Origin of the sequence: Peteryoungia algae, assembly GCF_030369675.1 — a bacterium.
GTDB classification, from domain to species: domain Bacteria; phylum Pseudomonadota; class Alphaproteobacteria; order Rhizobiales; family Rhizobiaceae; genus Allorhizobium; species Allorhizobium algae.
The window spans coordinates 4,320,758-4,343,980 of record NZ_CP128477.1; the positions used below are offsets into that span (position 1 = coordinate 4,320,758).

General features: G+C 61.8%; 22 protein-coding genes. 13 read left to right on the plus strand and 9 right to left on the minus strand.

What is annotated here, in order from left to right; all coding sequences use genetic code 11:
• Window positions 1–148 precede the first annotated feature (148 nt).
• Window positions 149–3,217: a bifunctional diguanylate cyclase/phosphodiesterase gene (locus QTL56_RS20510; RefSeq protein ID WP_245135246.1), complete on the minus strand. Its 3,069-nt coding sequence runs from the start codon at window positions 3,215–3,217 to the stop codon at window positions 149–151.
• 288 nt (window positions 3,218–3,505) lie between these two features.
• Between QTL56_RS20510 and QTL56_RS20515 the strand changes: the two genes are divergently transcribed.
• Window positions 3,506–3,766, plus strand: a complete 261-nt coding sequence (locus QTL56_RS20515) for a DUF1344 domain-containing protein (RefSeq protein WP_245135250.1) — start codon at window positions 3,506–3,508, stop codon at window positions 3,764–3,766.
• 39 nt (window positions 3,767–3,805) lie between these two features.
• Here QTL56_RS20515 and QTL56_RS20520 read toward each other — a convergent pair whose 3' ends face one another.
• The 4 genes from QTL56_RS20520 to QTL56_RS20535 all read right to left on the minus strand — a co-directional run bounded on the left by QTL56_RS20520 (window position 3,806) and on the right by QTL56_RS20535 (window position 7,326).
• Window positions 3,806–4,396 carry a histidine phosphatase family protein gene (locus QTL56_RS20520; protein WP_229572769.1) on the minus strand — a complete coding sequence of 197 codons (591 nt, stop codon included), beginning with the start codon at window positions 4,394–4,396 and terminating at the stop codon, window positions 3,806–3,808.
• 16 nt (window positions 4,397–4,412) lie between these two features.
• Window positions 4,413–5,231, minus strand: a complete 819-nt coding sequence (gene fabI, locus QTL56_RS20525; RefSeq protein ID WP_229572768.1) for an enoyl-ACP reductase FabI — start codon at window positions 5,229–5,231, stop codon at window positions 4,413–4,415.
• Window positions 5,232–5,399: 168 nt separating this feature from the next.
• On the minus strand, window positions 5,400–6,647 hold the full coding sequence (locus QTL56_RS20530) for a DnaJ domain-containing protein (RefSeq protein WP_229572767.1): 1,248 nt from the start codon (window positions 6,645–6,647) through the stop codon (window positions 5,400–5,402).
• Between the two features lie 223 nt (window positions 6,648–6,870).
• Window positions 6,871–7,326 (minus strand): RT0821/Lpp0805 family surface protein, encoded by a 456-nt coding sequence (locus QTL56_RS20535; protein ID WP_370660313.1) that lies wholly within the window; start codon window positions 7,324–7,326, stop codon window positions 6,871–6,873.
• Between the two features lie 65 nt (window positions 7,327–7,391).
• Here QTL56_RS20535 and pdxH point away from each other — a divergent pair, with 65 nt between their 5' ends.
• Complete coding sequence (gene pdxH, locus QTL56_RS20540; RefSeq protein WP_245135252.1) at window positions 7,392–8,006, plus strand: pyridoxamine 5'-phosphate oxidase; 615 nt, start codon at window positions 7,392–7,394, stop codon at window positions 8,004–8,006.
• Window positions 8,007–8,019: 13 nt separating this feature from the next.
• Here the strand turns inward: pdxH and QTL56_RS20545 are convergent, their stop codons facing one another.
• Both QTL56_RS20545 and QTL56_RS20550 read right to left on the minus strand, forming a co-directional pair.
• Window positions 8,020–9,066 (minus strand): polysaccharide deacetylase family protein, encoded by a 1,047-nt coding sequence (locus tag QTL56_RS20545; protein WP_245135254.1) that lies wholly within the window; start codon window positions 9,064–9,066, stop codon window positions 8,020–8,022.
• Window positions 9,067–9,148: 82 nt separating this feature from the next.
• On the minus strand, window positions 9,149–10,633 hold the full coding sequence (locus QTL56_RS20550; protein WP_245135256.1) for an MFS transporter: 1,485 nt from the start codon (window positions 10,631–10,633) through the stop codon (window positions 9,149–9,151).
• 374 nt (window positions 10,634–11,007) lie between these two features.
• On the opposite strand from QTL56_RS20550, the gene QTL56_RS20555 reads away from it, so the two are divergent.
• A complete protein-coding gene (locus QTL56_RS20555) occupies window positions 11,008–12,321 on the plus strand; it encodes an SPOR domain-containing protein (protein ID WP_245135258.1) in 1,314 nt (437 codons plus the stop codon).
• Window positions 12,322–12,636: 315 nt separating this feature from the next.
• Here QTL56_RS20555 and tldD read toward each other — a convergent pair whose 3' ends face one another.
• Both tldD and QTL56_RS20565 read right to left on the minus strand, forming a co-directional pair.
• On the minus strand, window positions 12,637–14,052 hold the full coding sequence (gene tldD, locus QTL56_RS20560; RefSeq protein WP_245135260.1) for a metalloprotease TldD: 1,416 nt from the start codon (window positions 14,050–14,052) through the stop codon (window positions 12,637–12,639).
• 111 nt (window positions 14,053–14,163) lie between these two features.
• A complete protein-coding gene (locus tag QTL56_RS20565) occupies window positions 14,164–14,694 on the minus strand; it encodes an invasion associated locus B family protein (protein WP_229572760.1) in 531 nt (176 codons plus the stop codon).
• Between the two features lie 328 nt (window positions 14,695–15,022).
• Between QTL56_RS20565 and coxB the strand changes: the two genes are divergently transcribed.
• From coxB to ispH, 10 genes are all read left to right on the plus strand, one after another.
• Window positions 15,023–15,907, plus strand: a complete 885-nt coding sequence (gene coxB, locus QTL56_RS20570) for a cytochrome c oxidase subunit II (protein ID WP_245135515.1) — start codon at window positions 15,023–15,025, stop codon at window positions 15,905–15,907.
• A gap of 14 nt (window positions 15,908–15,921) precedes the next feature.
• On the plus strand, window positions 15,922–17,589 hold the full coding sequence (gene ctaD, locus QTL56_RS20575; protein WP_229572759.1) for a cytochrome c oxidase subunit I: 1,668 nt from the start codon (window positions 15,922–15,924) through the stop codon (window positions 17,587–17,589).
• 92 nt (window positions 17,590–17,681) lie between these two features.
• Complete coding sequence (locus tag QTL56_RS20580; protein ID WP_245135261.1) at window positions 17,682–18,638, plus strand: heme o synthase; 957 nt, start codon at window positions 17,682–17,684, stop codon at window positions 18,636–18,638.
• Window positions 18,638–18,772 carry a cytochrome c oxidase system small membrane protein gene (locus tag QTL56_RS20585; RefSeq protein WP_102019657.1) on the plus strand — a complete coding sequence of 45 codons (135 nt, stop codon included), beginning with the start codon at window positions 18,638–18,640 and terminating at the stop codon, window positions 18,770–18,772. Before QTL56_RS20580 ends, QTL56_RS20585 begins: the two co-directional genes overlap by 1 nt.
• A gap of 13 nt (window positions 18,773–18,785) precedes the next feature.
• A complete protein-coding gene (locus QTL56_RS20590; protein ID WP_370660314.1) occupies window positions 18,786–19,394 on the plus strand; it encodes a cytochrome c oxidase assembly protein in 609 nt (202 codons plus the stop codon).
• Between the two features lie 55 nt (window positions 19,395–19,449).
• The gene (locus tag QTL56_RS20595; protein WP_229572757.1) at window positions 19,450–20,325 is read left to right on the plus strand and encodes a cytochrome c oxidase subunit 3; all 876 of its coding nucleotides are present in this window, start codon (window positions 19,450–19,452) and stop codon (window positions 20,323–20,325) included.
• A gap of 137 nt (window positions 20,326–20,462) precedes the next feature.
• A complete protein-coding gene (locus QTL56_RS20600; protein ID WP_229572756.1) occupies window positions 20,463–20,846 on the plus strand; it encodes a DUF983 domain-containing protein in 384 nt (127 codons plus the stop codon).
• A gap of 7 nt (window positions 20,847–20,853) precedes the next feature.
• Entirely contained in the window at window positions 20,854–21,597 is a 744-nt protein-coding gene (locus tag QTL56_RS20605; RefSeq protein WP_245135517.1) for an SURF1 family protein, read from the plus strand.
• A 72-nt stretch (window positions 21,598–21,669) separates the two neighbouring features.
• Window positions 21,670–22,035 carry a DUF1304 domain-containing protein gene (locus QTL56_RS20610; protein WP_245135263.1) on the plus strand — a complete coding sequence of 122 codons (366 nt, stop codon included), beginning with the start codon at window positions 21,670–21,672 and terminating at the stop codon, window positions 22,033–22,035.
• Between the two features lie 4 nt (window positions 22,036–22,039).
• Window positions 22,040–23,044: a 4-hydroxy-3-methylbut-2-enyl diphosphate reductase gene (gene ispH, locus QTL56_RS20615; RefSeq protein WP_245135265.1), complete on the plus strand. Its 1,005-nt coding sequence runs from the start codon at window positions 22,040–22,042 to the stop codon at window positions 23,042–23,044.
• Window positions 23,045–23,223: the final 179 nt, after the last annotated feature.

Sequence of the window (23,223 nt, forward strand, 5' to 3'; positions counted from 1 at the left end):
CGGGAACGTCTCCCGTCTGGACCTGCCTTGGATGGCGTCACTCATAGAGCAAATCGGCACTTTCTGTGAAGCGCTTTTGCGCTTGGCGCCGCTGTTTTGCGACAACACAGTGTCACCGAAGGTGCGATGATCTCCGTCCTCCTGCCGCTCACGAGGCCTTGCGTTGCGGCAGGCGATCGACGAAGCGGGTGAAATCCTCGAAGGAGAGCGGCTTGGCAAAGGCATAACCCTGCAGATAGTCGCAGCCGAGCTGGCGCAGAATGCCGGCATGTTCCTGCGTTTCCACGCCTTCTGCCACGGTCTCGATGCCGAGCGAGCGGGCGATCTCGACGATGTTGCGCACCAGGCTGCGTTCCTGAGGCTGCACCGTGACCGGCATTACCAACTGGCGGTCGATCTTCAGCCGCTTCGGCTTCAACTTCAACAGACTGACGATCGAGGTGTGACCGGTGCCGAAATCGTCGATTTCGATGTCGATGCCGAGTGCCTTGATCTTCTCGATATTGTCCGAGGCCAGCGTGTCGCTATCGTCGAGGAAGATCGATTCCACCAGTTCGAAACAGATCGAGCCGGGCGATATCGCAAGACCCTTCAGCTGTTCGATCAGATTGTCGTCGTGCAGTCGCTTGGACGAGACATTGACGGAGATGCGTGGCACCTGCATGCCCAGCGCCGTCCAGCGCATCTGGTCCTTGAGCGCCGTCTGCAGCACCAGTTCGTCGATCCGGGCCATGACGTTCAGATCTTCGGCAACCTTGAGGAAGCTTCCGGAAGCGAGAATGCCGCGATCGGGATGGCGCCAGCGGATCAGCGCTTCTGCGCCGCAGAGCTGCATGTTTGAAGCTTCGAATTGCGGCTGGTAGTAGACGACGAATTCGTCCCGGTCGAAGCCGGCCAGAATGTCGTCGGCCATGCGTTTCTTGGCGACGATATTGGCCTGCAGGTCGGGCGTGAAGAATTCGTGGCAGTTCCGGCCCTTCTCCTTGGCCTGGTAAAGCGCGATGTCGGCGTTGATCAGCACCTTGCGCGCATCGGGCGCAGGTCCTTGCGCCTGTGCGATCCCGATCGACACGCCGCAGCGGCAATCGAAGCCTTCGAAGTCGAGCGGCAGGCGCATCTCCTCGATGATCTTGCCGGCAAGTGTCGCCAGTTCCTCGACGGTGGTCTGGCGGCGGGCCAGAACGACGAATTCGTCACCGCCGATGCGCGCGACGAGATCGCCGCGCGGCACGTGTTTCATCAGGATGCGCGAGGCATGCACCAGCATCGCGTCACCGGCTGCGTGGCCAAGCGTGTCGTTGATTTCCTTGAACCGGTCGAGATCGAGGTGGAGGATGGCGAACTTGGTCGTCGGCCGCTCGCCGCTGCGCCCCAGCTTGTCAAGCTCGAGATCGAGCTTGCGCCTGTTGGCGAGCGACGTGAGAGGATCGTGCAGAGCGTTGAATTCGATACGGTTCTTGGCGAGCTCCAACTCGATATTGCGCATATCGGTTTCCGCCTTGGCGCTGCGCAGCTGCTCGGCGAGCAGCGCATCTGCCGTCACGTCGAAGGCGATGCCGATAAGCTTCTTTTTGCCGTCGCGGCCGACATGCGGCTGGCCGACGGAGCGGATGTAGCGCATCTCGCCATTCTGCAGCACCACCCGTTGGGTCGTGTTGATGATCTGGTCGAGTGTCACGGCCCGTTTCGTGGCGAGCTGGATGTCGCGGCGCTCGTCGGGGTGAAGGCGGGAAAGCCAGACATGTTCGTTCACCGCCTTGTCGGTGAAGGGTACGCCATACAGCTGATGCATGCGCTCGTCCCAGATCGCGGTCTGGGTCACGGGATCGCCCTCCCAGGTGCCGCAATTATAGGAACCGAGGGCAAGATCCAGCCTCTGCGAGGCCTCGGCCAGCTGGTGCTCGCGGCTCGAGAGTTCCTCGAGTGCGAGCTCGAGTTCTGCATTCTTGATGTCGCTGTTTTCCTTCGCCCGGCTGAGCGACTGGGTCATCAACGTATCGGTGGTTACATCGCAGACGATCCCCGTGATGCTGCCATCAAGCGTGCGTGCGCCGACGGAACGGAGATAGCGGAAGCTCTTGTCGGACAGAGGGACCCGGTAGCTGATGTCCCACCGGTCGGCTGTGGCCGCGACGACGCAGTCGAAATAGAGCTGTTCGCCCTTGCCGATGTCATCGGCATGCAGCGACGCGAACCAATCGGCAAGCCTGTCTTCGTCATCGGCGAGGCTTTCAGACAGGCCATGCAGGCCGGCGCTGCGGCTGTCCCAGATCAGCGCGTGGGTGACGGGGTCGATTTCCCATATGCCGGTATTGGAGGTCTCGAGCGCCAGATGGAAGCGTTCCGACAATTCGAGCAGACGTTGTTCGCGGGCCCGCAGCCGTGCGATGTTCAGGTTGCGCTCGCTGAGCAGGTAGATGGCGAGCAGCACCGAGATCATCATCGCGACGACACCCGCCAGCACCAGCAGGCGGCTCGGCAACATCCGGTTCATCGTTGCATCCCAGCCATTGGCCGGAACGCCGAAGATCTGGAAGTCCAGACCACCTTCGGTGACCGCGAGCGTCACTGGCATGTCGTCGAAGGTCGACGGATCCCCGAAGACGAGGTTTCCGCCGCTGGCCGAAGGCAGTGTCACCGCGAGCTTCGTATGGTCGTGTTCTGCATGCTCGTATTCTGCATGCTCCCGATATTCGTCGTCCAACAGGAGTTTATGATCGTCGAAGAAGCGGTTGCCGTCGATTGTGACGATGAGGGAGAGCCAGTCCTTTTGTGCCTGCCAGGGCAGGGGAGGGACAGGAGTGTCGATGACGAATGTCCGTTCGTTCTGGTCGAGCGCCGGCGCGAAGGCCATGCGGCCGGGATCTTTCAGGGGCTCGAAGCGGATGGAGCGGATGTGCGAATTGTCCTTCAGCGCGCGCGCGATCATCCGGTTGACTTCGGGTGGCGAGATCATGCTGTCGTCGGCGATATCGTCGGCAATGGAGAGTGCCAGATCCATGTCACGCAGGATCTGCGTCTCGATCTGTGACTTGACGTGCCGCAGGCGGTCGAGCACCGCATGTTCAATGCGACCGCGCTCGGCAATTGCCGTCTGCCTGTCGATCATCAGCCCCGTGGAAACGATCACGACACTGAGCAAGGCGCCTCCGATAAGCCAGAGCGTGCCCCTGCCCCATTTGCTCTCGGCACGCAGGATCCTAGTCAAGTCGCGCAAATGTAATTATCCCCTGATCATCAACTCGGCTAAGTCTATGGGCTGCCGGTTAATTTAGAATTTCGGGAGGGGAAGGCATTTCGCCTCACCTTTGCTTTGCTCGACGTGTGTCTTGACCAGGAGATACAACCGAATTGGGTCAAGGATAACCTCTCTTTGCGGCTTGATCCTCGCTGGCATTCGGGTCCACATTCTCATCGAATTGTCATCATGGCGGGCGAATTCCGCCACATTCGGGAGGCTAGTTTGGAGAGGTTTTCAGCAGTGATTTGGTCGAAGGTGGTTCAGATGCGTGTCGTGATATCCTTGCTTCTTGCAACGGCAAGCTTCCTGTCGCCCGTCGCGGTCCTCGCCGGCAGTGCCGATGTCGAGGCGACCATCCAGAATGTGAACATCGATGGCATGAGCCTGGTGCTCGACGACGGCAAGACCTATGCCGTGCCGGCGGAATTCAACTTCGAAGGCCTGGAACCGGGCCAGAAGGTCATCGTCTTCTACACGGAAGTGGACGGAAAGCGCGTCGTCGACGATCTGGAAGTCTTGCCGTAGCGCGATGTCGCGTTCGCAGTTAAGCGGGCGCGCCTGCGTTCAGAGCCAGCTGATCTGCTTCTGATCCCGGTCGATTTTCAGGATCTGGTCCTGCGGAATGTTCATCTCGCAGGCCTCGTCTTCACTGACCTCGCCAATGAGGCGAAAGCAGCTTCTGATGACCCCGCCATGGCTCACGCACACGGTTGGGCGCTCGACCGATTTCAGCCACGCACCGATCCGCCAGGACAGGATTTCATAGCTTTCGGCGTCTTCACCAGGGGGAATGAAGCCCCACTTCTGCCGCGCCCGTTCGGCGACGCGCTCGGGTGATACCTCGGCCAGTTCCGGTAGCGTTGATCCTTCCCAGTCACCGAAGGAAAGTTCCTTGAGCCGCTCGTCGAGCCGGTATTCGCCAGGGGGCAGGCCCATGGCGGTCCGCGCGCGTTGCATCGTGTCGCGCGTGCGCCCGAGCGGCGAGCTGACAAAGTCGAAATCCCCGGCATGGGCGCCGAGGATCTTGGCGAGCTTGCGCCCGTTGTTTGATGCCTGCTGACGGCCGATCTCGTTGAGGCCGATATCCTTCTGGCCCTGCATGCGGCCTTCGGCATTCCAGTCGGTTTGGCCGTGACGGATCATGTAGATAAGCACGGCGCAGTCTCCGGTGTCAGTCCTTGCCGAGGACGATGTCGGGCGCATCCACCGACTTCATGCCGACGGTGTGATAGCCGCAATCGACGTGATGCACTTCGCCCGAGACGCCGGTAGACAGGTCCGACAGCAGATACATGCCCGAGGTGCCGACCTCGTCGGTCGTCACATTGCGCTTCAGCGGCGAGTGATACTCGTTCCACTTGAGGATATAGCGGAAGTCGCCGATGCCGGAAGCCGCGAGCGTCTTGATCGGGCCGGCCGAAATCGCATTGACGCGGATCCCGCGCCCGCCCATGTCGACGGCGAGATACCGCACGGATGCCTCGAGCGCGGCCTTGGCGACACCCATGACGTTGTAATGCGGCATGACCTTCTCGGCACCATAATATGTCAGCGTCAAAAGCGAGCCGCCATCGTTCATGATCTTCTCGGCGCGGGCGGCAACGGCCGTGAACGAATAGACGGAGATGTCCATGGTACGGGCGAAGTTGTCGCGGCTCGTCTCGATATAGCGGCCGGTCAACTCGTCCTTGTCGGAAAAGGCGATGGCATGCACGACGAAGTCGATTTTGCCCCAGTGAGCCTCGATATTGGTAAAGACGGCGTCGATGCTCTCGAGGTTGGTCACGTCGCAATCGCCGGCGAGGAAGGCATCGAGCTCTTTTGCCAACGGCTCTACACGCTTCTTCAGAGCGTCACCCTGCCAGGTCAGCGCAATCTCGGCGCCCTGGTCGCGACAGGCCTTCGCAATACCCCACGCGATCGAGCGGTTATTGGCGACACCCATGATGACGCCGCGCTTGCCTGCCATGAGGCCGGAACCTTGAACCATATCGGGATCCTTTGAGACTTTCGTTGGACGAGCCTATGGCATAGGCTGTTCCATGGTTCAAGATTGCAGCCCGACATCCGTCGGTCGGTCCCTCGACAATCGCCATGTCGTTGGAAATGCCTCGCATGTCAGGCGCAAAAGCCCTGGTCGAGGCAATCGAGAACCCGGCTAGATGTACAGCCCCTCGCGCATCAGGCGCATGAGGTCCGTTACCTTTTCGTCCGGCTTTTCCCACAGCATGACGCGAAGCTCGACGACGAGTGCGCCGCGTCCGCCTTCGCTGTTCGGCAGGCCGAGCTCATCGATGCGGATCACCTGATCGGAGTTCGACCAGGCCGGCACAGTGAGCTGCACCATAGTGCCGTCAGGTCCTTCGATCTGCGTCTCGCAGCCGAGGACGGCGTTTTCAAGCGTGATTGGCAGGACGGTGCGAAGGTCGAATTGGTCGACGATAAACCGTTCGGCCTTGAGCACGCGGACGGTCACGAGCACGTCGCCACGCTGCAATCCCTGGAACTTCAGGCCCTGGGCCTTCAGGCGCACGACATGGCCTTCCGTCACGCCTTCGAGCGGCACGCGAACTTCGCGTCCATCGTTCAGCATCAGCGACACGGATTTCTGCTCGAGGAGGTCGGCAATCGTGGCCACGGCCTCTGCAAAGATGTCGGGGGCTTTTTCCGGCAGGGCGGGGGGGGCGCCGCGCAGGCGCCGGACCAGCGAGCTGAAAAGTTCGATCGGGGCGAGCAGTGGCGAGGCGGCCGGCTTGAGTGGGATGCCCTCTGCCAGATCGGCGGCTTCCTTCTCGCGCCGGAGGTTTTCCGCGGCGGCCGCAGCCTCCGGGCTGTCGCCGAAGATGCGCGAGACGGTCTCTTCGGGCCCCTCGGGCTTTGCCGATGCGGTGCCACCGGCAGAGGCAGCCGATCCCGCAGCGCTTCCGGCGGAGGCGGGCTTGTCGCCAGCATCAGCCGTTGCGGTCTCCGCCTTCGCGCCCGCCTGTTGCTGGGGCTTGGCTTCAGCGGTCTGCTGCTGGGCTGCCTTCATCTTGGCCGCCTGGGCGGCATCTGCCTTGGCCTTCTCGGCTTCGGCCCGCGCCAGTTCCTCAAGCACGCGTTCGGCATTCGCCCTGGCCTGCTTTGCCTTTTCCGCGGCCTCGCGCGCCGCATTGCGCTGCTGCATGATCGTCTGTTCGCGTTCCAAGGCTTCGACCTTCATGCGTTGTTGGTCATACCGGCTTCGCTTGGCCGGGTCCTTCAGCACTTCATAGGCGCGGCCGATTTCCGCAAAACGGTTATGCGCGTGCGGGTCGTCCCGGTTCTGGTCCGGATGCACGGATTTTGCCTTCGTGCGCCAGGCCGATTTGATTTCGTCAGCGCCGGCATCGCGCTTAACGCCGAGAATCGAATAGAAATCACGCATCGAGGACACCAACACACCTCATGCGGCAAGGCCTGCTCATGGCGCCCCGTCCGCGAAAATTTTTGTCATCCGGCCGCATTCATGCGAGGCCGGGAGCTGCAATCTCGGGAAGGGTCGCACAGGAACTGCTAATCGAACGTTACGTATTGGGGTGGCGCGAAGGCCTATTTCTTCGAGTTTGCTTAAGCAAATCTTTCGAATGCGACCGAAATCGGCCCCGCATTTACGATTGGCGGTCGAAATTCATCAGCTGCCAGTTGCCGGTTCCCGCCGTGCAGGTCTTGCCCGAGAAATAGGCGATGCCTTCGTATGAATGGCGTGTGGTCGAGAAGTTGCGGCAGATCACGCCATTGCCCTTCTCCTCCTGGATCGCCGTCACGACGCCGGCGCTGCCGGTCGTCGCATTGGCCCAGGGAAGGGGCTTGCCATCGGTCTTGGAAAGGTCGGCCGAAGAAACGGCGCTCTGCACGGTCAACTCGTCGGAGTGACTGGTCGGATTGCCGGCCTTGCTGACGGTTGCGGTGGAGATCGAATTGTCGACGGTGTCGGAACCGAACAGGTCCATGCTTGAGCCGAAGCATCCACTGAGCGGAAGTGTCGCAGCGATGACCAGCAAGATCGAGCTTCTACGCATGCACCAACCCTTTGTACGCTCGACCGACTTTGCTATGTCTTCCAAGGGGCCTACGATCCAGTGCTTCGTCATCGGCGGCCAATATGCATATCGGGAGCATTTTACACAATATGTCAGATATCGGGTTAACAACTGGTGACTTCACCGAAGAGAGCGAACCCTTTGCCCTTTTCGCCACATGGCTGAAGGATGCCGAAGCCTCGGAGATCAATGATCCCAATGCGGTGGCGCTGGCCACCGTGGATGCGGATGGCCTGCCGAATGTGCGTATGGTGCTGCTCAAGGGGTTCGATGTCAGAGGCTTTGTGTTCTATACGAATTTCGAGAGCCAGAAGGGACAGGAAATTCTCGGCCAGAAAAAGGCGGCCATGTGTTTTCACTGGAAATCGCTGCGCCGGCAGATCCGTCTGAGGGGGGATGTCGAGGTCGTTTCCGATGCCGAGGCCGACGAATATTACCAGTCCCGCCCGCTCGGCAGCCGGATCGGCGCCTGGGCGTCGAAACAGTCCCGCCCGCTCGAAGGGCGCTTTGCGCTGGAAAAGGCGGTCGCCGAATATACCGCGAAATATGCGCTCGGAAACGTGCCCCGTCCGCCGCATTGGTCGGGCTTCCGCATCATGCCGCGCTCGATCGAGTTCTGGCACGACCGCAAGTTCCGGCTGCACGACCGCATCGAGTTTCGGCGTGACGGGGAGGGCTGGTCGAAGCTTCGGATGTATCCCTGATCGGGCAGGGGGCTCAGCCGCCGGCAAGCCTTGACGGCAGGCCGGAGGCAAGTGCCTCCACATAGCGACGCTTCTGGTAGAGGCCGTTGAGGGAGATCCGGGGCAGGAGCTGCGGCGTCTGCAGCGAGGCCGGTGTCAGCGTGCCCGGCCGCGTCGTCACCGAGAGCTTGAAGCCCGCCCAGTCGGCATAACCTGCCGTGCGGATCGTGGCGCTGCGGGCGTCGCCATAGGGATAGGCGAAGACCACCGGACGGTTGCCGGTGATCTGGGCCACATAATCGGCGCTCTCGCTATATTCCTGCAGCAATTCGTCGTTGTTCAGGTCGGCAAGGCCACGGTGGCTGACCGTGTGGGCGCCGTAGGAGACAAGCGGATGGCGGGCGAGCGCCGTCAGTTCGTCGCGATCCATGACGGCTTCGGAGACCAGCGCATGCGGATTGATGCCTGCGGCATTGGCCGCCATGTCGAGTTGCGCGATGCTTTTGGCCTCGTCTCCGGCCATCAGACAACGCGCCACGGCCTCGAAAGCTTCGGTCTTGGCGCGTGTGGTGCCGCAATCCATGTCGATCCTGTCAGCCGGCAGGCAAAGCGCCACGCGGCTCCGGGCCGCAATGAGAGCCGCCAGTGTCTCCCACCACATGCTGTGGCTGCGCTCCGAAAGTCCCTTGCAGACGAATATGGTGAAGGGAACGCCATGACGCTCGAAGACGGGCAAGGCATGGTCGCGATTGTTGCGGAAGCCGTCATCCAGCGTGAAGACTGCGAACGGCGCCGAACCCTCCGGTTCGGCAAGGGCTGCCGGTACGTCTTCCAGTCGCAGGAAGCGATAGCCACGCTTGGCAAGCGTCCGGATCGCCGCATCGAGAAATTCGGGGGTGATGGCCAGATGCCGGTTTGGATCGAAATCGGCTGCGTTTTCCGGTCGAACATGATGCAGCGTGAAGATTACGCCACGCCCTTTCAGGCCGCCGGCCAGCCCGAGCCGCGACAGGAGGAAGGATGCCTCCAGCCCGGCGCTGATCACCGTCCGTTTCAGCCTCTGTTTGATCCGCACCGCCATAGCCTGCCTGAAATTCCATTCGTCACAATGGCCGGAAGGCTAGCCCCGAACCCTTAAGCGAGGTTCAACACTTCACCTCAATTTATGCGGAAAGCCGCGAAACCTCCCTGGCAAGCCGGGTGGAGCGCCTGGCAAGCAGCACAGCCGGGACTGTCCACAGCACCGGGATCAGGAAGGTCGCGGCAAATGCGGAGTTGGTCGCCTCGTTGCTTGATGTCTCCGCCAGGCCGATGCTGTTGCCGGCCAGTCCGGCAAAGGCTGCCCCGATCGCAAAACCTGCCGATTGCAGCGTCGGGATCAACCCCGAAGTCTTGTCGCGCTCCTCCGCCACGCTCGCCTCCATCAGCATCTGGCTGAGGAACGCCCAGCTTGCGCCGAAAGCCGCACCCACCACGACCTGCCCGGCAATCAGGAGCGCCAGCGATCCCTGATGAAATCCGAGTGCCACGAGGATCATCCCGCCGCATTGCAGCGCGGGACCCGCCTCGATCGCCCGCCGCCGCGCCGACCCCGCCCCGATATGGGCGATCAGGACGGCGACGAGGCTCCAGCTCATCGCCATGACAGCCCCCAGGCCGCCGGCCGCCATCGGGCCGAAGCCGAAACCGTGTTGCAGGCCGAAGACGAAGTAGACGCTGCTTGTCGCCTGGGCGACCGGCATCAGCAGCACCAGCCAGAGGCCGGTGCCGACGGTGGAATGGAAGCCAAAGGCGCTGTGCGGCATCAGGCTGGACGCGGACGCCCGGTCCTTGACCACACTGAAGCCGAGCAGGGCAAGGCCGAGCAACACAAGCGCCGCTGATATCGGGGCCTGTCCAACGACGCCCGAGGACAGCACCATCAGCATGCCGAGCGACAATAGGACGAGCGGCGAAACCGGTATGCTCGAACCCTCGAAAACCCTTTCGCGCCGCGTTGCCGTAAAGAGGGCAAGCAGGATGAACAGCAGACCGAAGGGCACATTGATCAGGAAGGCCATACGCCAGGAGAAGCTCTCGGCCATCCAGCCGGCCGCAAATGGTCCGCCGAAGGAGGCGCAGGTCCAGACCAGCGCCTCCACGCCGAAAACCTTGGGCACCAGCCTGGCAGGAAAGAGTGCCGGGATCAGCGCATAGCAGATCGCCGCAACGACGCCTTCACCAAGCCCCTGTCCGACGCGCCCCAGGAGCACCTGCTCCATCGATGTCGCCATGGCGGCAACGACCGTGCCGGCGATGAAGAGGAGCGTCGCCACGACCAGCACAAGGCGCGCGCCGAAGCGCTGCTTCAGCTGGGCAGCCGTCACCCCGGCGATGATCGAGCCGATCAGATAGAGCGAAACCGACCAGGCGATAAGGTGGCCGCCGCCGATCTCCGCGATCGCGCTCGGCAGGACCGTCGAGACGAAGAAGCCGTTGAACGCGAAGAGCGCCACCCCCATGCTGAGCATCAGGGTCGTGGCGAGATGGGCGGGCTGCAAAAGATCGAGCCAGCCTCCGGCGTCCACGGCCGCCGAATCTACGCCCCCCGTGCCGTCTGCGGCAATTGCGGGCGTGACGGCGAGGCTCTCGGTCGCGATATCGGTCATGAAGGAACTCTTTCTGCGGGATGCGGATAAAATGCGATTTCCGTTCACGCTACAACCTCAACCGAAGTTGAGGTAAAGCCATGGCGCCGCAAAAATTTGATCTGACGATCGCAGTCGCCGCCCGCGCATTAGACTGGCGGTTCTGGCCAGGCATTCCGGCGGGCGGGGAAGGGGACACTGCGAGCTTTTGCCCCGTGAATTAACCTCGCCTTCACCATAATCGGGCGACCTTCTGTGGACTGATGGTTGCATTTGATTCCGATCGGCTGATTGTCGCCCCATTCATGCCATAGGGGCTCGGGCTCAGGACGGCGGATCGATCGAATTGCGCCAGCCCCTGTCAGCATTGAAATCCGGGCCGCATTGGAGTTTTCATGAGCAAGTTGCTGATCGCGTTATCGTTTTGCGTTGCGATCCTCTCCCTGTCGACAACAGCCCATGCCGGCAGTGCCCAGCTTCTCCTCGATGCCCGAACCGGCGAGGTTCTGGCATCCGAAAACCCCGACGAACTCAATCATCCGGCATCGCTGACCAAGATGATGTCGGTCTATATGGTCCTGGACGCGATCAAGGCCGGCAAGCTCAGCTGGGACAGCCCGGTTCCCTTTTCGAAACATGCCGCCTCTCGCCCGCCGACCAAGCTGTTCGTCAAGGCGGGCGATTCGATCACGGTGCGTGAAGCCGTGCTCGCCATGATCGTCAAGTCGGCCAATGATGCGGCAGCCGCAGTGGGCGAGAAGATCGGTGGCAGCGAAGACGGTTTTGCAGCCCTGATGACGCGCAAGGCCCGCGCGCTCGGCATGATGAACACCACCTTCTTCAACGCGTCTGGCCTCCCGCATGACCAGCAGTTCACCACGGCCCGCGACATGTCGACCCTCGGTGTCGCCCTCATGCGGGACTTTCCGGAGGACTACGCGCTTTTCGCGACGAAGAGCTTCAAGTTCCGCGGCAAGACGATCACCGGCCACAACAACCTCATGTATCGCTACAAGGGCATGGACGGCATCAAGACGGGCTATACCAATGCCTCGGGCTTCAACCTCGTCAGCGCTGTCGAACATGATGGCCGTCGGGTGATCGGCGTAGTCCTGGGTGGCCGCACGGCAGCAAGCCGCGACAAGATCATGGAGCGTCTGATCGACGCCAATATCAAGAAGGCCTCGTCCGGCCATCAATTGCTGGTCTCGCGCTCCACCGGCGTGCAGATGGATCTGGCCCGCCTCGGCGACGAGGTCCCGGTTCCGGCCTCGCGCCAGTCCGCACTTGCGGCCGTACAGGGCATGGCCGGCGCCACCGGCGTGTCGACGCCCGGCACCGCATCGGCCTATGCGGCATCGACGGTTTCCTCCGCAGAACTGGTCGCCAACCCCGCAACCCGCTTCGCCCCGGTCGATCCCCAGCATACGGCGAGCGCGCCTCAGATTTCTGCCAAACGCCACTGGCAGATCCAGATCGCCGCCGCCACGTCGGCCCAGGCCGCCATGGATCTTCTCTCGCAGGCCCGACAGAAGGTCGGCAGCCCGTTGCAGGATCTCGACACCTATACCGAAATGGTCACCCGCAATGGCACCACCTTCTACCGCGCCCGCTTCACCGGTTTCGAGACCAAGGAAGAAGCCCGCGCCGCCTGCGACAAGCTCGTGCGCCAGCGCTATGACTGCGTGCTGATGCCGGCGCGCGGGTAATCAATTGCGTCGCAGGACAGGCGCAATATCCCGCCGACCGAGTTCCTCGAACAGCCTCCGCAGTTACCCATCCGGATCCGCTACCACGAATTGCCGGTTGCCGACCTCTTGATCGCAGCGGCGATACCATTTCTCTTCCAGCAGCAGATTGAGCACCACACCCGCCGCCGCGAGGCGGCTCGGGACGTCATCGACCCTCGGCACAGGTTTAGTCCGCGCCCGAAGGGCCGCTCGTAGGCGATATCGAAACCGATCAAAAGCCACGGCTCGTCCGCCAGTCGCCGACGGCGTCTCCCGGGACGAGCGCGTTCGCCCTCAGGCCTTGGTGCCGCCCACCGTGATCTGGTCCATCCGCAGATGCGGCTGGCCGACGCCGACCGGCACCCACTGGCCGGCCTTGCCGCAATTGCCGATGCCGGTGTCGAGCTTCGAGTCATTGCCGACCATCGAAATCCGGCGCATCGCGTCCGGCCCGTTGCCGATCAGCATGGCGCCCTTGACCGGAGCGCCGATACGGCCGTTCTCGATGAGATAGGCCTCGGTGCAGCCGAAGACGAATTTGCCCGATGTAATGTCCACTTGGCCGCCCCCGAAGGAGACGGCGTAGATGCCCTTTTTCACCGAGGAGATGATCTCTTCCGGGCTCTTGTCGCCCGAGAGCATGTAGGTGTTGGTCATGCGCGGCATCGGCTGGTGGGCATATCCCTGGCGGCGGCCATTGCCGGTCGCCTTCATGCCCATCAAGCGCGCGTTCTGCCGGTCCTGCATGTAACCGACCAGCTTTCCGTTTTCGATCAGCACGTTATAGGCCGATGGCGTGCCTTCGTCGTCGATGGTGATCGAACCGCGCCGGTCGTTGATCGTACCGTCGTCGACGACGGTAACGCCGGGGGCTGCCACCATCTCGCCCAACAACCCGGCAAAGGCGGAGGTCCTCTTGCGGTTGAAGTCGCCTTCCAGTCCGTGCCCGACGGCCTCGTGCAGCATGACGCCCGGCCAGCCATTGCCGAGCACGATGTCCATCGTGCCGGCAGGCGCTTCCTGGGCTTCGAGATTGACCAGTGCCTGGCGCAGCGCCTCGTCGGCCCCGCGCTGCCAGCTCTCTTGCGTCAGGAAATCATTGAAGCCCATGCGGCCGCCGACCCCGAAGGAACCGCTTTCCTGCCGGTCGCCCTCACCGGTGATGACGGAGATGTTGATGCGGGTCATCGGCCTGATGTCGCGCACCCGGTGTCCGTCGGCGCGCAGAATCTCTACTACCTGCCAGCTTGCACCAACCGTTGCCGTCACCTGGCGTACCTTGGGATCCTTGTCGCGCAGATAGGCATCGATCTCCGAAAGCAGCTTCACCTTCTCCTCGAAACTGGGCGAGCCGATCGGATTGCCATCGCCATAGAGCTTGGAATTCGTCCGCTGCGGTGCTGCGGCATAGGAGCCGGAATGGCCATGGGTCACGGCACCGACGGCATCCGCTGCACGGGAGAGGGCGGACAGCGACAATTCGCCGGCATGGGCATAGCCGACTGCCTCACCGGCCACGGCACGAAGCCCGAAGCCCTGGTCCGTGTTGAAGGAGCCTCCCTTAAGGCGACCATTGTCGAAGGTCAGCGATTCCGCCTGGGCGTGCTCGACGAAGAGCTCCCCGTCATCCGCACCATCAAGCGCATCCGCGACGCGCCGCGTCAGCGTAGCTTCGTCGCAGTCGAAGAGGGAGAGAAGGTCCTGGGTCATGCATGTCTCCTTGGGCACTGGCTCTTGCATGTAGGCGCGCAACGAAAAAGGGGCAAGCCCGCCGGACTCACCCCCTATCTATAACATCATCACGATCCGGCGACCGGCCGATCACGGCAGCGTGTCGTAACCTTCGCCGAAACCTGCGAGTTCGATCGGAATGCCGACGCGGTCCTGATCGGCGGATTCGCGCAGCGCAAACACCGCGGCCTTGCCCGCCCGCAGGATCTTCATCAGCTCTTCGTCGATTTCGACTTCGACATAGCAGCCTTCGGAGAAACAGCGGGTGAAATAGGCGCGGCCGATATTGTTGCCGTCGACGAACAGCTCCATTCCATCCTTCAGGAGCACACCGAGCGGGGCCAGGATCCGCAGAATGCGTGCCTGCCGGTCGGCGGTCTTCAGGACGACGACGGAAAGTCCGACTTCCGGCCTGTCGTCGGCGATGACGTTCTGCATCAGCGCGCACTGCTCTTCGGACGCGCCGGCCGGCTTGTCGCAGATGACCGACCACGCACCATGATTGGAGCGGACCGAGCCCGGCTGTTGTTGGGATTGCTGGCCCAGTGCCGGTGTCGCGAGAGCGGCGATCAGAACGGCGCTCGCGGTCAGGCTGGACCAGGCAAGTCTAGGCAGATCCATGAAAACCTCTGGAAAACGAATCATTGCCGACATTCTTGTCGCCGGGGTGCGCAAATGGGAAGCCCCGACGCCTGTTTTAAGGCCGACTGCGGCATAATTGGGACCGCAATTCTCGAGTGGCGGTGCAATCATGCGCCCGTTTCGGCCTCATCGGGGAAAAGCCTGTGCATCTCGGTGCATGTATTTGATGAAGCGCAAAAATGCCGCACCGGCTTTCGCGCGGGCGTATTGCGATTACGGCCAATCTGTGATTTGAAACGGCGACACTAGCATGATTTTTGCGCTATGGTTTGATGTGGATCAAGCGCTTGTGGGAGACCAAACCGTGATGAAGAGAACCTATGCAGCATTGGCCGCTATGGCCTGTCTGCTTTTCGCTTCTGTAGGCTTCGCCGATCAGCCGAAGCCCTGGCAGATGGGTATGCAGGAACCAGCCACCTCCATCATGGAGTTCAACAGCTGGTTCGAGCAGTACACACTTTGGTTCATCGTTCCGATCACCATTTTTGTTCTGATTCTTCTGATCCTCGTGGTCGTGAAGTTCCGCGCGGCCGCCAATCCAGTGCCGTCGAAGACGAGCCACAACACGGCGATCGAGATCGTCTGGACGGTTGCTCCGGTCCTCATCCTCTTCGCCATCGCGATCCCGTCCTTCAACCTGCTGACCTATCAGCTGAAGATGCCGGAAAATCCTGATATCACCATCAAGGCGACGGCCACCCAGTGGCTCTGGTCTTATGAGTATGAAGGCGAGCAGGCTGTCTCCTTCGACAGCTACCTGCTGAAGGACGCCGACCGCGCCTCTGCCGGCAAGGAAGACGTCGCGCGCTATCCGCGTCTGCTGACTGTGGACAACGAAGTCGTCGTGCCCGTCGGCAAGACCGTGCGCATGCTGGTCACGGCTGCACCGACCGACGTGATCCATGCCTTCGCCATGCCCGCCTTCGGTATCAAGATCGACGCGATCCCGGGCCGGCTGAACGAAACCTGGTTCCAGGCGGACCGCGAAGGTCTCTACTACGGTCAGTGTTCCGAGCTGTGTGGCAAGGACCACGCCTATATGCCGATCGCGATCCGTGTGGTCTCCGACGAGCAGTATGCGACCTGGCTGCAGGCTGCGACCTCCGATCTGTCCGGCGCCAATCGCGCTCTCATGGCTTCTGTCGACGGCGCTCCCGCCGCCGTCCAGACAGCTGAAAACATCACGAACTGAGAGGAGTGAGGTCAATGGCTGGCTCTGTTGCCCACGACGAACATGCGCATGGCGCACATCACGACCATAAGCCGGGCTTCTTTTCCCGCTGGTTCCTGTCGACCAACCACAAGGACATCGGCACGCTCTACCTGATCTTCGCGATCATGGCTGGCATCGTGGGCGGCGCCCTTTCGGTTGCCATGCGCATGGAGCTGCAGGAACCGGGCATCCAGATCTTCCATGGTCTGGCTTCGATGGTCTACGGCTTTGAAGGTGATGCTGCCATCGACGGCGGCAAGCACATGTACAACGTCTTCACCACGGCGCACGCCCTGATCATGATCTTCTTCATGGTCATGCCCGCGCTGATCGGCGGTTTTGCCAACTGGATGATCCCGATCATGATCGGCGCTCCTGACATGGCCTTCCCGCGCCTCAACAACATCTCCTTCTGGCTGATCGTTCCGGCCTTCCTCCTGCTCGTGCTGTCGATGTTCGTCGAAGGCCCGGCCGGTGGTTACGGTGTCGGTGGTGGCTGGACGCTCTATCCGCCGCTCGCGACCTCAGGCCAGCCCGGCCCGGCAGTCGACCTTGCGATCTTCGCGCTCCACGTCTCCGGTGCGTCCTCGATCCTCGGTGCGATCAACTTCATCACGACGATCCTGAACATGCGTGCCCCCGGCATGACGCTGCACAAGATGCCGCTTTTCGCCTGGGCCGTTCTGGTTACCGCCTTCCTGCTGCTGCTGTCGCTTCCGGTTCTCGCCGGTGGTATCACCATGCTGCTGACCGACCGCAATTTCGGCACGACCTTCTTCTCGCCTGAAGGCGGCGGTGACCCGATCCTCTACCAGCACCTGTTCTGGTTCTTCGGTCACCCGGAAGTCTACATCCTGATCCTGCCCGGTTTCGGCATCGTCAGCCACATCATCTCGACCTTCTCGAAGAAGCCGGTCTTCGGCTATCTCGGCATGGCCTATGCCATGGTCGGCATCGGTGCCGTCGGCTTCGTCGTCTGGGCACACCACATGTACACGGTCGGCCTGTCGCTTTCCGCCCAGCGCTACTTCCTCTTCGCAACCATGGTCATCGCGGTGCCGACCGGCATCAAGATCTTCTCCTGGATCGCGACGATGTGGGGTGGTTCGCTGACCTTCAAGACCCCGATGGTCTGGGCGATCGGCTTCATCTTCCTGTTCACCGTCGGTGGCGTGACGGGCGTTCAGCTCGCCAATGCCGGTCTCGACCGCTCGCTGCATGACACCTATTACGTCGTGGCCCACTTCCACTACGTTCTGTCGCTCGGCGCCGTCTTCGCGATCTTTGCCGGCTGGTACTACTGGTTCCCGAAGATGTCGGGCTACATGTACAACGAGTTCGTCGGACAGCTGCACTTCTGGATCATGTTCATCGGCGTCAACCTGGTGTTCTTCCCGCAGCACTTCCTCGGCCTTGCCGGCATGCCGCGCCGCTACATCGACTATCCGGATGCCTATGCCGGATGGAACCTTGTCTCGTCGGTCGGCTCCTACATCTCGGCCTTCGCAGTCTTCGTCTTCCTCTACGGTGTCTTCGAAGCCTTCGCCAAGAAGCGCGTCGCCGGCGACAACCCCTGGGGCGAAGGTGCGACCACGCTGGAATGGCAGCTGTCTTCACCGCCTCCGTACCACCAGTGGGAACAACTGCCGAAGGTCAAGTAAGCCGGAAGGCTCACTGAGAGAAAAGTTCGGGCGCCGCGGTCGACGGGATCGCGGCGCCTGACAAAACAGCAAGCAAGACGGAATTCGAGAATATGACGGTTATCGACAGTCGCGACGTTTTCGGCATGGAAGGTGAGGTGCGCCTCTCCGAAGCCGGTCCGCGCGATTTCTTCGCGCTTCTCAAGCCGCGTGTCATGTCGCTCGTCGTCTTCACGGCGCTGGCCGGCCTGCTGCTCGCGCCGGGCGAGATCAATCCGGTCCTTGGTTTCATTGCCATCCTCTGCATCGCAGTCGGCGCCGGCGCCTCGGGCGCGTTGAACATGTGGTACGACGCCGACATCGACGCCATCATGACCCGTACCGCGAACCGCCCGGTCCCGGCCGGCCGCATTACAGCACATGAGGCGCTCGCCTTCGGCCTGGTGCTCTCGGTCTTTTCGGTCGGCATTCTCGGCCTGGCGGTCAACTGGTTCGCCGCCGGCCTGCTCGCCTTCACAATTTTCTTCTACGCCGTCGTCTATACGATGTGGCTGAAGCGCTCGACCCCGCAGAACATCGTCATCGGCGGTGCGGCCGGCGCCTTCCCGCCCATGGTCGGCTGGGCCTGCGTCACCGGTGGCGTATCCCTCGACAGCGTCATCCTGTTCATGATCATCTTCCTCTGGACGCCGGCGCATTTCTGGGCGCTCGCGCTGTTCAAGATGAAAGACTACGGTTCGGTTGGCGTGCCGATGATGCCCAATGTTGCCGGCATCCCTTCGACCAAGCGCCAGATCGCCGTCTATGCCGTTCTCACCGCCATCACTGGCGTCCTGCCGACCTTCACGGGTCTGGCCTCGATCGGCTACGGCATCTTCGCCGGCCTGCTCGGCGCCTATTTCGTGCACTGTTCCATCGCCGTCTGGCGTATGGCCGACGGCGACGAAAAGATGGTGCCGGCCAAGAAGCTCTTCGCCTATTCGATCTTCTATCTTTTCGCGATATTCGCGGCCCTGATGGTCGATTTCTACCTCGCGCCGGTTGTCGGCTCGCTCGGAGGTGCCCTGTAATGGAAACCGTTCAACTCAACGACAAGCAGCGCAAGTCGCGCCGTGGCCGCAACATTGCCCTCGGCGTCGTGCTCGCAGCTCTGGTCGTGATTTTCTATGTCGTGACCATCATCAAGATCGGCAACGTGGGCTGACGAGGCAGAGATCGTGACCGCACCGAACGACCATATCAAGCAATCCAGCCGCCGCAATGTCGGCGTGGCTTCGGCCTGCGTCGTCTTCGTCGGCGCCATGGTCGGCATGGCCTATGCGGCGGTGCCGCTCTACCAGCTCTTCTGCCAGGTCACCGGCTACGGCGGCACGACCCAGCGCGTCGAGCAGATGTCTGACCTCGTGCTCGATCGCACCATCAACGTCACTTTCGACGCCAATGCCTCTGCCGGCCTGAACTGGGATTTCAAGGCGGTCGACAAGAAGGTGACGCCGAAGATCGGCGAGACCGTCCAGATCACCTATACCGCGACGAACAATTCGCCGCATCCGGTCACGGGCGAGGCTGTGTTCAACGTCACGCCCGGCGAAGCCGGCGCCTACTTCAACAAGGTCCAGTGCTTCTGCTTCACCGAGACCACGTTGCAGCCGGGTGAGACACTCGAAATGCCGGTCGTCTTCTTCGTCGACCCCGCCATCGTTGAGGCGGAGGAGACAAAGGGCATCGGAACGATTACCCTGTCCTACACTTTCTATCCGCGCGATGATCAGGAGCCGGTGGCCGCATTGTCGGTCGGGGAAGACAAGGGACAGCCGAAACTGTGAGAGGGATCCGGTTCGCCGGAACTCGTAATGAAATTGACATTCGGGGATTGCTGAAATGGCCGAAGCGCACCAGAAGAACCACGACTACCACATCATCGATCCGAGCCCCTGGCCGCTGCTGGCCTCGATCGGCGCCTTCCTGCTGACCTTCGGCGGCGTCGGCTACATGCGCTACCTGAACGGCGGCTCGCTGAACATGTTCGGCCTCAACTTCGCCAGCCCCTGGGTGTTCTACATCGGCCTCGCCATCGTGCTTTTCACCATGTTCGCTTGGTGGGCAGACACGATCAAGGAAGCGCATGATGGTCACCACACGCGTGTCGTCTCGCTGCATCTGCGCTACGGCATGATCATGTTCATCGCGTCTGAAGTGATGTTCTTCGTTGCCTGGTTCTGGGCCTTCTTTGACGCCAGCCTCTTCGCCAACGAAGCGATCCAGGCGAGCCGCGTCGAGTTTACCGGTGGCACCTGGCCGCCGCAGGGCATCGAGGTCGTCGATCCCTGGCACCTGCCGCTCTACAACACCGTCATCCTTCTCCTGTCCGGCACCTGCGTGACCTGGGCCCACCATGCGATGCTCCACAATGATCGCAAGGGCCTTGTCTCCGGCCTCGTCCTGACGGTTCTGCTCGGCATCCTGTTCTCGTTCGTCCAAGCCTACGAGTACATGCACTCGCCGTTCGACTTCAAGAATTCGATCTACGGCGCGACCTTCTTCATGGCGACCGGCTTCCATGGCTTCCACGTTCTGGTCGGCACGATCTTCCTGATCGTCTGCCTGTTCCGTGCGCTCGCCGGCCACTTCACCCCGCAGCAGCATTTCGGCTTCGAAGCTGCCGCCTGGTACTGGCACTTCGTTGACGTCGTCTGGCTGTTCCTCTTCTTCGCCATCTATATCTGGGGCGATTGGGGTGCACCGCTCGCCCATTGATCCGGGCAGGTTTCGATCAAAGGGCGGCGCAAGCCGCCCTTTGTGCTTTCCGGCATGCGACGATCCGGCGCTGTGAGGGAACCCTCGCATGCGCTAAGGGTTGGCGGGGATAGGGAATACCTTCGAGGAGAGGTCCGATGGCCGAAGACAATGCAAAATTTCCGCCGGTAGATCCGGTCAAGGCAGCACTCACCGCGTCCTGCCCGCGCTGCGGCAATGGCAAGCTCTTTGACGGCTTCACCAAGCCCAAGGCACGCTGCAATTCCTGCGGCCTTGATCTCTCCTGGGTGGACGCGGGCGATGGCCCGGCGATCTTCGTCATCCTTCTCGCCGACCTCTTGGTCGTCGGCTTTGCCGTCTGGGTGGAACTCACCTACCAGCCCTCGATGTGGCTCCACATCCTGGTCTTCGCCCCGCTCGGCGTGGCGCTCACCCTCTGGCTCATGCGCTTCCTGAAGGCGCTGCTGATCGCCCTGCAATACAAGCACAATGCCTCTCCCGGAGTGATCGACCGTGGCTGACACGCGGATGGGCAAGGAGACTGAGGGGGGCCGCCGCACCTGGCGCTTCTGGGCTGCCCTGGTGCTTGTCCCAATAGCGCTCGTCATCCTTCTGTCACTGGGAACCTGGCAGGTCAGCCGGCTTCACTGGAAGGAAGCTCTTCTTTCCGACATCCAGCAACGCAGCACCGCTGCGCCCGTCGATATCGCTGAACTGGAACGCCTGCTGGCATCAGGCGATGCGGTCGACTATCGCCATGCGATGGCAAGTGGCCGCTATCTGAACGACAAGGAACGCCATTTCCTCGCGACGTTCCAGGGTCAGTCGGGCTTTTACCTCTACACGCCGCTCGAACTTGGCGACGGGCGCTACCTCTTCGTCAACCGGGGCTTTGTCCCCTATGACCGCAAGGATCCTGCAACCCGTCCGGAGAGCCTGGTTGAGGGTGAGCAGAAGGTAACAGGTCTCGCCAGGGCGGAACTCACGGAGAAGCCGTCTTCGCTGGTGCCCGACAATGACGAGAGAGCCAATATCTTCTACTGGAAGGATCGCGCCCGCATGGCCGCATCCGTTGGCCTGCCGGCCGAGCGCGTGCTGCCCTTCTTCCTCGATGCCGATTCGACGCCGGTCCCAGGCGGTCTGCCAAAGGGTGGCGTGACCCAGATCGACCTGCCCAACAACCATCTGCAATATGTGATTACCTGGTATGGCCTTGCCTTTGCGCTGGTCGCGGTGGCGCTTGCGGGCCTCGTCCGTCGGAAATCCCGATAGAGCCGCCGAATATTTTCCGCTAGAAGTTCCGGATGAAGACGGTGAAGAGACCGCCGTCGCGAAGGAAACTGCATGTCCTATCTCGCCTCCACGCTGGTCGCGCTCATCGCGCTCGAACACATCTATATTCTGATCCTGGAGATGTTCCTCTGGACCACCCCGACCGGGCGCCGCGCCTTCGGCATGAAGCCTGAGCAGGCAGAAGCGACCAAGGTCATGGCGGCAAACCAGGGCCTCTACAATGGCTTCCTCGCAGCCGGCCTGATCTGGGGCCTGATGCACCCCGATCTTGGCCTTGGCTATCAGATCCAGTTGTTTTTTCTTGGCTGTGTGCTGGTCGCGGGCCTATATGGGGGTGCAACGGCTTCGCGGAAGATCTTCGTCATCCAGGCGCTCCCCGCAGCTCTCGCCCTATCTGCTGTCCTGATTGCCGGTTGATCCGATGAACATGCACCTGAACCGCCCCCCTTTGACGATCAGGCTTTGCGGCCCGCGCGGATTCTGCGCTGGTGTCGACCGCGCCATCCAGATCGTCGTTCTGGCTCTCAAGCGCTACGGCGCGCCGGTTTATGTGCGCCACGAGATCGTCCACAATCGCTACGTCGTCGAAGGTCTGGAAGCCAAAGGTGCCATCTTCGTCGAGGAACTCGACGAGATCCCCGCAGAACACCGCCAGCAGCCGGTCGTCTTCTCCGCCCATGGCGTGCCGAAATCCGTGCCGGAAGATGCGGCAAGCCGCAATCTCTTCTATCTCGACGCCACGTGTCCGCTGGTGTCCAAGGTGCACAAGCAGGCCATGCGCCACCAGCGCCTCGGCCGCCATGTCATCCTGATTGGCCATGACGGCCATCCGGAAGTCATCGGCACCATGGGACAGCTTCCGGAGGGCTCCGTGTCGCTGGTCGAGACTGTCGAGGAAGCGGATCTTTATCAGCCCGCCGATCCTGACAATCTCGGCTACGTCACCCAGACCACGCTCTCGGTCGATGACACCGCCGGGGTCATTGCCAGGCTCAAGGCGCGATTCCCGAACCTGACCGCGCCCTCTGCCGACAGCATCTGCTACGCCACCACCAACCGACAGGAAGCGGTCAAACACGCAGCCCCGGGTTGCGATCTCTTCATTGTCGTCGGCGCACCGAATTCGTCGAATTCCAAGCGTCTCGTCGAAGTGGCCCTGCGGGCAGGGGCTACCCGCTCTCTGCTGGTGCAGCGCGCCTCCGAAATCGACTGGGCCGATATCGGCGAGATCCGCACGCTCGGCATTTCCGCCGGCGCCTCCGCCCCGGAGGTGATCGTCGACGAGATCATCGAGGCCTTCCGCGAGCGCTTCGACGCCAATGTGGAACTGGCGATCACGGCGGAAGAAAACGAGCACTTCCTCGTCAACCGGGAACTGCGCGATGTGGAACTGACCCGCGAGGACATGGCCTGGGTGAATGGCTGAGGCGCTGCAACTGAGCTAGTATCTTGCCTTCCACCCCGGCCATCCTGTAGATTTGTCATTACGGTTTAAAAGAAAGGAGGGATCCCGTGCACAGTCATTATTTCCGGTTCAACCGGCAACGTGGTCCCGTCCCGGCCCTGCAAATGCGTTTGCAGGGCTGATCAGAGACCGTTTCTCAG

Excerpts from the sequence above, each read along its gene's own strand:
- QTL56_RS20515 (WP_245135250.1), top strand. The coding sequence starts at position 3,506 with ATGCGTGTCGTGATATCCTTGCTTCTTGCAACGGCAAGCTTCCTGTCG.
- fabI (WP_229572768.1), bottom strand. The coding sequence starts at position 5,231 with ATGGTTCAAGGTTCCGGCCTCATGGCAGGCAAGCGCGGCGTCATCATG.
- QTL56_RS20530 (WP_229572767.1), bottom strand. The coding sequence starts at position 6,647 with ATGCGTGATTTCTATTCGATTCTCGGCGTTAAGCGCGATGCCGGCGCT.
- pdxH (WP_245135252.1), top strand. The coding sequence starts at position 7,392 with ATGTCAGATATCGGGTTAACAACTGGTGACTTCACCGAAGAGAGCGAA.
- QTL56_RS20545 (WP_245135254.1), bottom strand. The coding sequence starts at position 9,066 with ATGGCGGTGCGGATCAAACAGAGGCTGAAACGGACGGTGATCAGCGCC.
- QTL56_RS20550 (WP_245135256.1), bottom strand. The coding sequence starts at position 10,633 with ATGACCGATATCGCGACCGAGAGCCTCGCCGTCACGCCCGCAATTGCC.
- QTL56_RS20555 (WP_245135258.1), top strand. The coding sequence starts at position 11,008 with ATGAGCAAGTTGCTGATCGCGTTATCGTTTTGCGTTGCGATCCTCTCC.
- tldD (WP_245135260.1), bottom strand. The coding sequence starts at position 14,052 with ATGACCCAGGACCTTCTCTCCCTCTTCGACTGCGACGAAGCTACGCTG.
- QTL56_RS20565 (WP_229572760.1), bottom strand. The coding sequence starts at position 14,694 with ATGGATCTGCCTAGACTTGCCTGGTCCAGCCTGACCGCGAGCGCCGTT.
- coxB (WP_245135515.1), top strand. The coding sequence starts at position 15,023 with ATGAAGAGAACCTATGCAGCATTGGCCGCTATGGCCTGTCTGCTTTTC.
- ctaD (WP_229572759.1), top strand. The coding sequence starts at position 15,922 with ATGGCTGGCTCTGTTGCCCACGACGAACATGCGCATGGCGCACATCAC.
- QTL56_RS20580 (WP_245135261.1), top strand. The coding sequence starts at position 17,682 with ATGACGGTTATCGACAGTCGCGACGTTTTCGGCATGGAAGGTGAGGTG.
- QTL56_RS20585 (WP_102019657.1), top strand. The coding sequence starts at position 18,638 with ATGGAAACCGTTCAACTCAACGACAAGCAGCGCAAGTCGCGCCGTGGC.
- QTL56_RS20595 (WP_229572757.1), top strand. The coding sequence starts at position 19,450 with ATGGCCGAAGCGCACCAGAAGAACCACGACTACCACATCATCGATCCG.
- QTL56_RS20600 (WP_229572756.1), top strand. The coding sequence starts at position 20,463 with ATGGCCGAAGACAATGCAAAATTTCCGCCGGTAGATCCGGTCAAGGCA.
- QTL56_RS20605 (WP_245135517.1), top strand. The coding sequence starts at position 20,854 with ATGGGCAAGGAGACTGAGGGGGGCCGCCGCACCTGGCGCTTCTGGGCT.
- QTL56_RS20610 (WP_245135263.1), top strand. The coding sequence starts at position 21,670 with ATGTCCTATCTCGCCTCCACGCTGGTCGCGCTCATCGCGCTCGAACAC.
- ispH (WP_245135265.1), top strand. The coding sequence starts at position 22,040 with ATGAACATGCACCTGAACCGCCCCCCTTTGACGATCAGGCTTTGCGGC.